The sequence below is a fragment of the Streptomyces spiramyceticus genome, from assembly GCF_028807635.1.
GTDB classification, from domain to species: Bacteria; Actinomycetota; Actinomycetes; order Streptomycetales; family Streptomycetaceae; genus Streptomyces; species Streptomyces spiramyceticus.
The window spans coordinates 1,137,071-1,149,212 of record NZ_JARBAX010000002.1; the positions used below are offsets into that span (position 1 = coordinate 1,137,071).

At 71.9% G+C, this 12,142-nt stretch carries 10 protein-coding genes; 9 read left to right on the forward strand and 1 reads right to left on the reverse strand.

Annotation, left to right across the window (positions count from 1 at the left end; all coding sequences use genetic code 11):
* The 7 genes from PXH83_RS28685 (at position 1) to PXH83_RS28715 (ending at position 7,862) form a co-directional block, all read left to right on the forward strand.
* On the forward strand, positions 1-2,049 hold the full coding sequence (locus PXH83_RS28685; protein ID WP_274564225.1) for an ATP-binding protein: 2,049 nt from the start codon (positions 1-3) through the stop codon (positions 2,047-2,049).
* On the forward strand, positions 2,046-3,281 hold the full coding sequence (locus PXH83_RS28690) for an AAA family ATPase (protein WP_274564227.1): 1,236 nt from the start codon (positions 2,046-2,048) through the stop codon (positions 3,279-3,281). Before PXH83_RS28685 ends, PXH83_RS28690 begins: the two co-directional genes overlap by 4 nt.
* Before the next feature lie 6 nt (positions 3,282-3,287).
* Positions 3,288-4,061, forward strand: coding sequence for a hypothetical protein (locus PXH83_RS28695; RefSeq protein ID WP_274564229.1), 774 nt, complete (start codon positions 3,288-3,290; stop codon positions 4,059-4,061).
* 67 nt (positions 4,062-4,128) lie between these two features.
* Positions 4,129-4,392 (forward strand): hypothetical protein, encoded by a 264-nt coding sequence (locus PXH83_RS28700; RefSeq protein ID WP_274564232.1) that lies wholly within the window; start codon positions 4,129-4,131, stop codon positions 4,390-4,392.
* Positions 4,385-5,089, forward strand: a complete 705-nt coding sequence (locus PXH83_RS28705; RefSeq protein WP_274564234.1) for a hypothetical protein — start codon at positions 4,385-4,387, stop codon at positions 5,087-5,089. The genes PXH83_RS28700 and PXH83_RS28705 overlap by 8 nt, the downstream gene beginning before the upstream one ends.
* Before the next feature lie 3 nt (positions 5,090-5,092).
* A complete protein-coding gene (locus tag PXH83_RS28710; protein ID WP_274564236.1) occupies positions 5,093-6,997 on the forward strand; it encodes a hypothetical protein in 1,905 nt (634 codons plus the stop codon).
* A 4-nt stretch (positions 6,998-7,001) separates the two neighbouring features.
* Entirely contained in the window at positions 7,002-7,862 is an 861-nt protein-coding gene (locus PXH83_RS28715; protein ID WP_274564238.1) for an effector-associated domain EAD1-containing protein, read from the forward strand.
* Positions 7,863-8,401: 539 nt separating this feature from the next.
* Here PXH83_RS28715 and PXH83_RS28720 read toward each other — a convergent pair.
* Entirely contained in the window at positions 8,402-8,554 is a 153-nt protein-coding gene (locus PXH83_RS28720; protein WP_274564241.1) for a hypothetical protein, read from the reverse strand.
* Positions 8,555-8,717: 163 nt separating this feature from the next.
* On the opposite strand from PXH83_RS28720, the gene PXH83_RS28725 reads away from it, so the two are divergent.
* Both PXH83_RS28725 and PXH83_RS28730 read left to right on the forward strand, forming a co-directional pair.
* Positions 8,718-10,268: a hypothetical protein gene (locus PXH83_RS28725; RefSeq protein WP_274564242.1), complete on the forward strand. Its 1,551-nt coding sequence runs from the start codon at positions 8,718-8,720 to the stop codon at positions 10,266-10,268.
* Between the two features lie 543 nt (positions 10,269-10,811).
* Positions 10,812-11,984 (forward strand): IS701 family transposase, encoded by a 1,173-nt coding sequence (locus PXH83_RS28730; RefSeq protein ID WP_274564243.1) that lies wholly within the window; start codon positions 10,812-10,814, stop codon positions 11,982-11,984.
* Positions 11,985-12,142: the final 158 nt, after the last annotated feature.

Below are 12,142 nucleotides of genomic sequence, written 5' to 3' on the forward strand. Positions count from 1 at the left end.
ATGTCCAAGCGCCGCCTCGTCTTCGCGTCCACCACACCCCAGGCACTGCGGGACCGCTGCCTGATGGCTCCGGTGGACGACCCGGACCTCACCCTCGGCCAACTCCTCGAAGAATTCCCCGCCTTGTCGCTGACCGAACTCGTCGACGACCACCTGCGGCTCCCCCTGAGCCGCGTGCTCGTCGACGTACTCGACCATCCGCCCGCGCCCGGCACCCCGCTCTATCTGCCGCCCGGTGTCCGGCTCGGCGCGCTGTCCGGACAGGCGGCCGACGACGAGCCCGCGGGTGACGGGGAGGCGAGTGCTCCCGACCCGGTGCAGAAACCGCAGGACCGCACGGTCGCAGCGGCGAACGCGCATCCCAAGCGGCTGAGCGAGCGCGAGGCCGTCCTCATCGCCCACGACGTCGAAATCAGCCGCGCCGCCGCCTACTTGGAAAGCGGCCTGTCGGTACTCATCCGCTGCGAGAAGCTCCTCGTGGAGCACCTGGCCGCCGAGATAGCCGGACGGTCCGGGCGCCCCCAGCAGACCGTACGGCTCGCCGAGAGCGTCGCGGACGCCGCCGCGGCGCCCGGTGGCTTCGGCCCCGGCCGCCGGGCCGAACTGCTCGCCCTGCTGCACACCGCCGTCACCGACGCCCCGCCCGAGGACGTCGTGGTCGTACCCCACCTCGACCTGCTGGCGGGCGGCAGCGACGCCGCGCTGACCGCCGAGGCCCGGGAGCTGACCGATGTGCTCTACGAGCGCAGCGAACGCGTCCTGCTGGCCTTCACCGACCCGTCCCTGGTCGTGCCCGAGGTGCTCGCGGGCCGTTTCGGTGTCCGGCTCGCGCTGGACATCCTGCCGCGCGAAGTGGTCACCGCCGACAGCGAGCGTGTGCCGCTCGGGCAGGCGCTGATCACGGAAGCCGAGGCGGAGCTGTTCTCCGGGTTCGACCCGGCCGGGCTCTACAAGTACGTGGCGGGTATGAACGCCGTCCGGCTCCGGCACGCCGTGCGCTTCGCCTACCACCACCACGCCGGCCCCGACGGCGATCAGGAGTCGGGGCGCCGGCCGACGTTCGCCGACCTCCTTCAGGAGCTTCGAATCTTCAAGGCCCGTACGTCGAGCGCCTTCGAGGTGCCCGACGTGCCGCTGTCGGCCATCGGCGGCTACAAGTTGGTCAAGGACGAGCTGCAGCGGGCGCTGGACATCGTCGGCGGCGCGGCCGACCTGCCCGAACACCTGCGCCACGATCTCGTCCCGCGCGGCTTCATCTTCCACGGCCCGCCCGGCACCGGAAAGACCTTGTTCGCGAAGGCGGTGGCCAGCAAACTCGGCGCGACGATCCTTGTCGTCTCCGGTCCGGAGATCACGGACATGTACGTGGGGGAGAGCGAGCGCAAGGTACGGGACCTTTTCGCCGAGGCACGGCGCAACGCGCCCGCGGTCATCGTCTTCGACGAGTTCGACTCCATCGCCGCCCAGCGCACCGGCCGCGACGACGGAGGCAGCCGTGCGGGCAACGCCGTCGTGGCCCAGCTCCTCACCGAACTCGACGGATTCCGGCCCGAAGTGCCGGTTCTGATCATCGGCACCACCAACAGGATCGACCTGATCGACGACGCGCTCCTGCGCCCCAGCCGGTTCCGCCCCATCAAGATCGACCTCCCGGACCATTCGGCCCGTACCGCCATCGCCGAGGTCCATGCGAAGCACTTCGGGGTGGCCGTACGGCCGGGGCTGCTGAAGCGGATCGCCACGGCGACGGACGGGATGAACGGCGACGAGATCCGCTCGGTGTTCCGCGACGCCCGCGCCGAGCAGCTCGTCGGCGGACGAGGCGTCCCCGGCGCCCGCCGCCTCGGCGAACTCGTCGGCGAACTCCGCAGGGCGCGACAGCAGCGGGACCTCGACCGAGCCCAGCAGCAGACCGGCCGGAGCGCGGCCGCGAACGCGGCACAGCGCTCCCAGCGCGCCGCCATGATCGTTCTCGCGGGCCGCCAGTCGGCCCGTACAGCCCCCGCCGGGGCAGCACCGCTCGACCGAGGGGACGGCACGACACCGTGAGCAACGCGACGCCGACGAGGCACGACAGGACCCGGCTGCTGGCACGCACCTTCGCCACGCGCCTGGAAGAGGTGAAACAGGGATTCGTCGAGCGCGACGAAGTGGTCGACCTGCTGGCGCTGGCCACGCTGTGCCGCGAACACGCCCTGCTGATCGGGCCACCGGGAACCGCCAAGACCCGGCTGATCGAGCGGTACTGCCGCATCCTCGACACATCACCCTTCACCTACCTGCTCACCCGGTTCACCGAGCCCGCCGAGCTCTTCGGGCCCATCGACCTGCGGAAGTTCCAGGACCAGAGCGTGTACGAGGTGAACACCTCCGGCATGCTCCCCGAGGCCCGTATCGCCTTCCTCGACGAGGTCTTCCAGGGCAGCTCGGCCATCCTCAACACCCTGCTGACCCTGGTCAACGAGCGAAACTTCTTCACCGGCAGCAAGACCATCCACGGCCGGCTGATCACGCTGCTCGGGTCGTCGAACGAGATCCCCGACGACCCGGTCCTCGCCGCGTTCAGCGACCGCTTCCTGTTCCGCTGCCGCCTCGACTACGTCGCGGACGACGAGGTCGAAGAGGTGCTGGGACTGGGCTGGCAGGCGGAACAGCAGCAGATCCGCACCGATCCGGCCCTGGTCGACGGCCAGTTCGGCAAGGCACCCGTCAAGTCCCCCGTCAAGGTCGCCGGAACAGACCGCTCCCAGGTGGCCTTCCCGCTCGCGGATCTCGCCGTGCTGCAGCAGGCGCTGGCCGACATCGACCTGAGTGCCGTACGCGATCCGTACGCCCGTATCGTGCGGGCACTGCGCGCCGAGGGCATCGCCTTCTCCGACCGCCGCGCCGTCAAGGCACAGAAGGCGTTCGCCGCGTCCGCGCTGCTGGCGGGCCGGCTGCGGGCGGAGATCTCGGACCTGGCCGTCCTGACACGGCTGTGGACGGACCCGAGGGACGAGCAGTCGCTGCGCCGCATCGTCGCCGACCACGGTGTCCCCGTCGATACGCCCGGCCGGATCCTGCGCGATCCCTACGACTTGCGGATCGACCTGCGCGAATGCCGCAACCGTCTGGCCCTGCTGCGTACTTCGGACGAAATCCGGGAGATGCTGCGACTCCTCGGACGCCTGGCCGCCGAGGCACGCCGGGACCACCCGGCCGAGCAGCCGCTGCTCAAGGAGATCAGCCAGGCTCAGCGCGAGACGCTCACCAAACTGCGCGAGGACTTCCCGGAGGAGTGATCGAGGGTGTGCAATCCGAGGCGCATCAGGGTGCGGGCCACGCGTGAACTGGCCGTCGCCTGGGAGCAGGAGATGCGGCGGCGCGTGGTGCGGTCCGGGGAGGCGACGGGCGAGGCGCGGGTGTGCGAGTCGCTGCGGGGATCCGTCGGCGCACCGACACTGGCCGCGCTGCCCGGCGTATTTGCCCGTTCGCCGGGGTGGGAGGAGACCGAGGACGCGTTCCGGTTCTCCTTCGACGGCGGTTACGTCGCCTACCGTCCGGCGGAGGCCGAGCTGGAGATCGTGGCGACCGTATCGGCGGCGATCGAGGCGGTGGGTGAAGCGACGGAGACCGTGCGCGGCGAGGTCACCGGGACGATCGAGGCCGAGGGCACGGGCATGTACTACGACGACTCGTGGGGCGGCAGGAACCGCACGTCCGCCCGGCACGACGCACAGGCCGCGGCCGAGGCGGCCCTGAACAGGGAGGCCGAGGAACGGGTCCGAAGGGCCCGCAGCGAGGCCGGGGCGGGAGCCGGGGGCGAGGCGCAGGAGGCGGCAGCGGCCCGCGCCGACGCGGCCCTCGCAGCGGCGGCCAGGGCACGCGAGCCGGAACTGCGCGAGCAGGCGGCGGCGCGGCTGGCCGCCGTGGGCGTGATGGGCCGGAACCTCTTCCACCAGGCCCTGGCGGACGCATACCGGGACGCGGTGCTGGCGTACGCGCGCTCGCGCGGGGCCGAGTTCATCAGGTGTTCGGAGACCGACGGCGTCTTGGAGATCGACTTCGAGCTTCAGATCTAGCCGGCGCGAGACAGGCGTGAGAAGCAGGCGCGAGAAGCAGGCGTGAGACAGGTGCGAGAGGGGTGCCATGCGGGTCCGCGTGAGGTTCCGGTACCGGGCCGACACCGGTGAGGTCGAGCTGTACGAGGTCGAGGACATCGGCCCGGGTCCGCGCGCGGCCGACCACGACGCCCGGCACGACAGGGCGGCCGCCGCGCTGGCCAGGATCGTCGAGGACAACGCCCTCATCGAAGAGGTGCACGGCGACACCCGCCGACGGCGGCGCGAGCCGAACGAATCCGTACCCGAGGAGCGTCCGACGACACGGCGGGAGTTGCGCGACCGTGAGTGACGCCGCACTGCTGGAACGCGCCGCGGGCTGCTACCTGCGGTCCGGGCTCCCGACCGAGGCCGCGCGCTGCCTGAGGGAGGCGGGCGCATACCGGCGCTCCGCCGAACTGTGCCGCGAACTGGGCGAGTTCCTCGGCGCGGCCGAGGACTACGTGTGCGCCGACATGATGGACGTGGCTGCCTGGGTTCTCGTCCACGAAGCCGGGGACGCGCCGGCCGCCAGGGCGGTCGCGGTCTGTGCGCCGCCCCGTGTCCGGACCGGGCTCGGCTCCGGGGAATGGACCGCGGCGGCTGTCCGGGTGACGCAATCCCGGTCGGCGCAACGGAGGTCGGCCGCCGAGCAGGAGGCCCGGGAAAGCTCGCTGCGCATGCGGCTGGCACTGGCACGCTGCGACGTTGCCGAAGGCCGCTCCGACCGGGAGCCCCTCGCCGCGCTCGCTGCGGCGGCGGTCTTCCTCGGCTCCCACTCCCTCGTGTACGACCGGCTGGTGGAGCAATGGGCGGTCGCGACAGCCGAGTCGATGCGGCGCTACGACCAGGTCGCCCTCCTCTTCGCAGCGGCCGTACGCGGACGGCGCAGTGGCGCGGCGCGGCGCTGGACCGAGTGGGCGGCGCGGGTGCTGCAGTCCGAGATCACGATCCCCGATCTTCCTTCGGACGACCGTCGGCAGGCCGTCCGTGCACTACGACAGGGATGAACCATGAAGTGGCCACGACGACGCAGAAACGACGACCAGGACCAGCAGCCCGGACTACCGCCGCCCGCCACGCCGTCGGCACCGCCGCCCGTCCCGCCTGGTCCGCCCCGGCCGCCCTCCGGGGCACTGGAGGAGGTGCTGCGGTCGCGCGGCCGTGGCAGCAGGCCGCCGGCCGGGTCCGCACCGCGCGATGCCGAACCGCGCCCCAGGGCCCTGGGGCAACGTCCCGCCCCGGAACCGGATGGGCGTACGGCCTCGGGACCGGCCCGCCGTCCGGCACCTGTACCGAAGGCGGCACCTGCACGTGCCGCCCTGGCCGACGTAAACAGTGGTGCCGGTGATTCCGGCGAGACCGCCATCGCCGTGCGGTTCGCCACCGCCACCTCCGCACTTGTCTTCACCGGGCGGCTCGCCGCCCTGGGCCGCCCGCAGGCCGGTGACCACCGCCGGAGCGTCGACGGATCGTCCTGGTGGGTGTTCACGCACGTCGCGCTGGACCTCGGGCGGCAGTTGGCGACGGCTGCCGACGGCACGGTGTTCCTGGTCAGGAGCACGCAATTGGTACGGGACCAGGGCTGGGGCGACCCGGAGCGCGTCGCGGGACGCCGGTCGGCGCAGCGCCTGCCCCTTGCCTCGTTGCGCCCCGCCACGCTCTTCGACCTGGTGCGCAGGGCCGGCCTGTACAGCGTGCCGGGGAGGGCCCTGGACGACGCGGTGGTGCTGCTGCGGGCAGAGTTCGCCGGCGGTGTCATCAGGCGGGCACTCGACCTGGGCCTGGAGGTGACGTACCGCCCCACCCGCCTCACCCCGCTCTTCGACGACGAGCCGTCGGACCCCGCCCAGCACGGCGTCGTACTCGAACTCGCCCTGCGGGCACCGCACGGAGACCTCCCCGCCGGTTTCCTCGACGCGCTCCACCGTGACCCCTTCACGCTGCTCTGCCGCCGCGTCGGGGGAGAGGACACCGTACTGATGCAGTACCGCCAGGGATCCGCGCTGAGCGACGGCCCTCTCCTGGAGCTCGCCGAGCGGGGCGTATGGCTGCTGTCGGGTTCGGAGTTCGGCTGCGCCCGGCTGGAGCGGCTGGGCGAGCCGCTCGACGGCGGGGCCCTGGTCGAGCTCGCGGCCGACTATCCGCTGCAGGACGTGGGCGCCTCGCCGGACTGGGCCGACGACGCGCCGACCGCACCCGAAGCTCCCCGCCTCACCGTCGTGCCCGCCCGGACCTCGGGCGCCACGGTCGACGCCACCCTGCTGGACGGCACACAACTGGACACCGTACGGATGATGCTGGAGGGGCATCCCCTCGCCGACGCCGTCCAGGTCGTCACCGGGCGCGACCAGCATCTGCTGCTGGCGGCTGGCGGACTGCTGGAGCGCCTGCCGCTGGGGGAGCCGCTGCACTGCACGGGCCCCGGCCCGCTGTACATCCCCCTCGGATTCCGTACGGAGCCGCTGTTGCCGCCGTCGGCCCTGGAGGCGCTCTTCGAGCCCGACGCCGACAGAGCCGTCGTACTGACCGCGCATGCCGCTCTCGTCTTCGACCTCACGCGGCGCCGCCCCGCCTGGACGCTGTGGGTGGGCCCGCTTCCCGAGCCGGACCTCCAACTCCCCGACGAGGCAGAGGCCGTACTGCGCGTGGTCGACGAAAGGCTGACCCCCAAGCCCAAGCCGCGCCCGGCGGAACCGCCGCGCCTGCGGCAGGCGCAGCCGCCCGGCAGCCGGCCGAGGCATGCCGGGACCGGCAGCTCCCGCCGTCCCCGGCACTGGCGGGACACCGCGCTCGACGCGGAGTTCGCCGGTGACCTGGTGCGCGCCGCCGAGATCCACGAGCACAACGGGGATGCACTGCGCGCGGCCAACCTCTATGAACGTGCGGCGCGGCAGGCCGCGGGCCGGAGGTGGTAGGCGCGTGCCCAGGACCGAAGCGATGAACCTGACGGACGACGAGATCCACGAACTCGCCCGCGTCTTCCCGCCGGGACCGAGCGCCAGGACCCTGCTCCACAGGGCCGGATTCCCCGGCGAGCATGTGCCGAGTCAGCTCGGAGTCACGCCGCTCGAATTCTGGTACACGGTGGCGGCCGCGATCTCGGCAGGGATGGTGGAGGACGGCCGGCGTCAGTTGCTGGTGACAGCGGGCCGCGACTTCCCGCACAACGCGGTGTTCCTTGCCGTGACGCGGGCGCGGTCGCCCGTCGGGCACGTCCTGGTCGTGGGGGCGGGCCCCCATGGGTCCGAACGGGTGCGTGCAGACCGGGAGTTACGGGCCATCCAGCAGGCCACGGCGGGCGGCGCGATTGCCGTGGACTACTGTCCGGCCGCCGACGTCACCGACCTGGGACGCGTTCTGGACGTACGCCCCGACCTTCTGCACCTCGTCTGTCACGGGGAGGGCGAGCAGCTGGTCTTCGAGGACCCGTACGGCGACGCCCACCGGGTGCCCGCACGTGACGTCGCCGGGCTGTTGCGGGTATACGCGCGCCATGCCGGTGCGGAGCTGCGCGGCCTGGTTCTGGCGTCCTGCGACAGCGAGGCGGTGGCCGAGCTGTTCACGGGCGTGGCCGAGACCGTGGTCGCCCACCGGGGACCGCTCGACGACGAGACGGCGGTGCTCTACGCGCGGGAGCTCTACGGCCTCCTTGAACAGGTGCCCGCACTTGACGACGCGGCACGGATCGCCGCCGAGCACGTCGCGGTGGCACTGGGCGACGAGTACGGCGAGCAGTTGAAGGCGAACCTCGTGGTGCTGGGGCCGGGCGGGGAGCGGTGACAGTGACGTCGACGATCCCGGCAGAGGACCGGGCGCTGCGCGCCTGGGCACTGGCTCAGGCGCGCTCGGTGGGACGCGGCGGCGCGGGGCCGGAGCCGCTGGCTGCCGTGGGTGGGCCGTCGCAGGAGCTGACGGCCGGCATCACGAGGCTGGAGGGGCAGGGGGCGGAGCATACGACGTGCATGGACATCGGTGCGATGCCGGGGGGACCGCTGCTGGTGGCTACGGGCAGCCCGATGGGCAGGGTCCGGGTTTGGGACGGGCAGACGGGCAAACTGCTGCGCTCGATGCAGGACGGAAACGAGCAGGTGTTGTCCGTAACCTGGAACATGGCCGGCGGACAGGGCCCTGTTGGCAGTGCAGGGCCACTCGGGGAGCGCCATATGGGACGGGATGACGGCGGCACTGCTGGTCCGTGTGCCCGGCTCTTCGTCCCATGCCCCGGTGCGGGTCCACGGCGCGGAGCGCTTCCTCTTCCGCTTCCGCCGCCACTACTCGGATGTTGAATATGTCATCGATATCTATGGACCGGGCGGCTACTACGGTGACTTGGGGTCGTCGGCCGACTTGGGCAGACCGGTGCTGTGCGGACTGGCCGATTCATCGGGAGCGACGACAATCGTGAGCTCGGAGGGCGGCCGCTTCGAGACGAAGAGAGCGACGGAAACACCCCCCTTGGGCCGGACAACCATGGCCGCTCGCCTGTCGATTGATGCAGATCGCCCGACGCTCATGGCCGCAACGGGGTTGTCCCGGGATAACTTCCTGCTGGCAGAGGGGTTCGAAAGCGGGTTCTCCGTCTGGGAAGTTGTCGCCAACTCCGGGGTGAGGCTGGCCAGTCGCCTGCTTCGGGGCGTGAAGACGCTGGACTGGCTGGACCTGCCCGATCACCGGAAGCTCCTGGCGATCGGCTGCGACGACGGCTCGCTCACGCTCATGGGCCTGGAGCCCGCCAGTGATGCGCCGGTAGGAGCACCCGGCAGGTGGCGGACCGAAAATTTCGACTCGCCCTACGACCACCCCGGCATCATCAGCGTGACCTGGTGTCTGCCGTCCTCCCGGCTGCCGATGACCGCCGTGCTCTGCGAGGACCTCACCGTACGGCGCGAGCCGGGACCTTTCGCGGCCGTTCCGCACGAGGCGAGCGGCAACAAGCTGTCCTCAGGACCGGATACGCCACCACCGCCCGACGTAACTCCACCCTCCGACGCACCCCCACCCCCCGACGCGCCACCGCGCCCCACCGCCCTCCACGTCGACCCGGCCGGCCTCGTCGCTCTCGGCAAGGCCGACCTGTGGCCGCCGCTCTCCCTCGTCGAAGACCTCGTCGCACTCACCGGCAGGACCGCCCCCGGCGCACTCCACGACCCCCGCTTCCGTGCGCTCGCCGACCACCCCGGCATCGTCCGCCTCAAGGAACTGGCCTGGCCGGGCCGCTCCCGGATCGGATTCGCGGGGCTCCTCGCGGCCGAGACCGCCCAAGTCGCCGAGTGCGCCCCTCCGCCGGGGAGCGGCGACGCGGACCGCGTGGCAGCCCTTCGCGACGCGCTGGCCTCCGGGCTGTGCGAGAGCGATGTACCGGCCGTACCGCTGACGCCCGTCGCCGACGTCGCCAACAGGGTGAGCGACCGGATGATCTCCCTTCTCACCGTTCTCGGTCCGGAGACGGTCCAGGCCGACCCCAGCCTGCCGCTCCTGCTCGCGCGCTCGGCCGCCGACATGCCGCACCTCGATCGCCGCCAACTCCGGCTGCTCGCCCCGCAGGCGAGCGACGGCTCCGCCCGTACGAAGACCACCGTCCACGCGCCGGGCACCAGCGGCACCAGCAACCGTGGCGCCCTGACCCATCTGCTGCCCACCCAACTCGCCCTGCCAAGAACGCTCCTGCTCCTGAAGCACTCCCGCCACGAACTGCTCTACCGGCTCCATGTCACGGAGGCCGAGCCGTTCCCGGGAGAGGTCACCCTGGTCCTCGACACCAGCCCGCCGACGTTCGGGCCGGTCGAAGCGCTGCTGCGCGCGGCGGCGCATCTCATCACCGCCGAGTTCTGGCGGTACGGCCGCCATCCGCAGCTCGTGACCTTCGACCGGCCGTCCCAGGCCGTGCCCGTCGCCCGGCCCACCGACCTCCTCGCCCTATGGACCACCCGCACACTCGACGTCCCCGACGTGGCCCGCGCACTGGCAACCGCCGCCACCAGCGGCGCCCCCGCTCTCCTCCTCACACATCACCGTCTCCCACGCGAACTGGGCCTGACACCAGGCCCGCAGTTGCGCCTGTTCACCACTCATTCGGCGGACGACGCCCCCGCAGGCCGCTGGGCCCTGCCGTTTCAGCGGCATGTCCCGCCGTCCCCGCAACCCGCCCAGTTACGCAACGCCATCTCGGCGCTCCTGATGGGATGACCGAGGGGAGCTGGGCAGTGCCGTAGAAGCCCTGGAAAGGTCAGGGGGAGTTTTCGCGTGGTGCCGTATACCCGCCGCGGTGTCCGGCAGGCGGCAGGTCCCTCGGATGCGCCCGCCGACCGCAAACTCTCCCTTGGCAGGTAGGCCATTTGGGTTCGTGTCCGTCAAGGGGGCGTCGGCCCACACAGCCGTGGCGATGGTGCGTCCCGCGGGGTGTTCCGGGGGCTGTGCGGACGCGGCCGGCGCGACGTGTTTCTGATGGCATGTCACCTTCTGGGGGTGATCGGCGGTGAGGTGATCACGTCGCGTTGTGGAGCGATCTCGTGGAGTGGTCGGTCGTGGTGCCCCGGCACCACTCGTGGGGCGCTCGTGGTGGGTTTCCCCTCACGTTTCGGAGCGGTGGGAGCGGTCCGCGCCGAGGGTGCGTCGGTGGGGGAGCGAAGCGGAATGAGTGTGCCCGGTGTACCTGGGGCGGTCGGGGTGAATTCGCGATGCTGGTCCGAGTCCACTCGCAGGAATGACGAGGCCCCCACGAGGACTCCCATGAAATTTCGTACGCTTGAACCCGCCGGTACGGCGCCCCTGACGGGCCCCGCCGCGGGCCACGACTTCGACTCGCTCGTCTCCGAGGGATGTGCGGAGTTACTCGGCTCGCTCCGCCGGGCGGACCAGCGCAGAAGGGGTGAGCAGTACATACGCGGGCTGCTCACCGCCCAGGGGCGCAAGACCGCCCGGAACCTCGCCGCCTTCGTCGGAGAAGGCGCGGCGGAGCAGAGCCTGCACCATTTCGTCGCCGGGTCGACCTGGGACTGGGGCGCGGTGCGGGCCGCGCTGGCCCGCTACGTGGACGACAGGCTGAACCCCGAGGCCTGGGTGATCTGGCCGATGGTGGTCTCCAAGGCGGGGGTGCGCTCGGTCGGGGTGAGCCGGCGGTTCGTGCCCGATCTGGGGCGGGTGGTGAGCTGCCAGCAGAGCCACGGACTGTGGCTGGCCTCGGGCGCGACGGCGGCCCCGGTCAGCTGGCACCTGACGCTGGGCGGCGGCCGGGGCGGCGACGGCGGTTCCCGGCAACTCGGCGCGCCCGGTGCGCTCGGTGAGGAGGAGAACGTCGTTCGCCTGGTGGCCGAGGCCGCCCAGGCCAGCCGGACCTCGGCGCGACCCGTGGTGATGGACGCGCGCGCCGCCGTTCTGCCGCGCTTGGTGCGTGGGCTCAGTCTCGTGGGTCTGCCCTTCATGGTGCGTGTGGGCGGGAACCTCCAATTGGCGTCGGCAGGTGGGCGCGGCCTGGTGGACCACCACACCGCGACCACCTCGGCCCAGCAACTAATGGAGCAGATGAAGCGGTTGAGTCGCCCCGTGGAGTGGCAGGGCTCCCTCAGTCTCGTCGCCCCGCACGCCGTGGTGCTGCCGGGCGTGGTCCCGAGGCGGACCCTGGTGCTGATGGGGGTGTGGCGGGGCAACCGCCGGCGCCCGGCCGACCTGTGGCTGACCGACCTCACGTCCTGGGACCGCGGCGCGTTGTTGCGGCTGGCCATGCTCACCGAGCAGGTGGACGCCGACTTCGAACGGGTGAGTGTGGGCGTGGGCATGCGCGACTTCGAAGGACGGTCGTTCCAGGGCTGGCACCGGCACGTGACGCTGGCGTCCATCGCCCACACGCTGCGGCTGGCGCAGCCCTCCGCGCGGGTCGACTTCCGTGGGGTCGCGGCGGTGTGACGTTCCGGCAGGTGCGACCGGCCCGGTACGCGTGCCGGTCGCACGGGGCCGAGCTCGTGTGTCGTTCGCACGGGGCCGAGTCGCCCGGTGCACTCGTGGAGGGCGGAGACCGTCCTCCACGAGTGCTGCTGCCGCCCGAAGTGCGCCCGCCGCGCAAC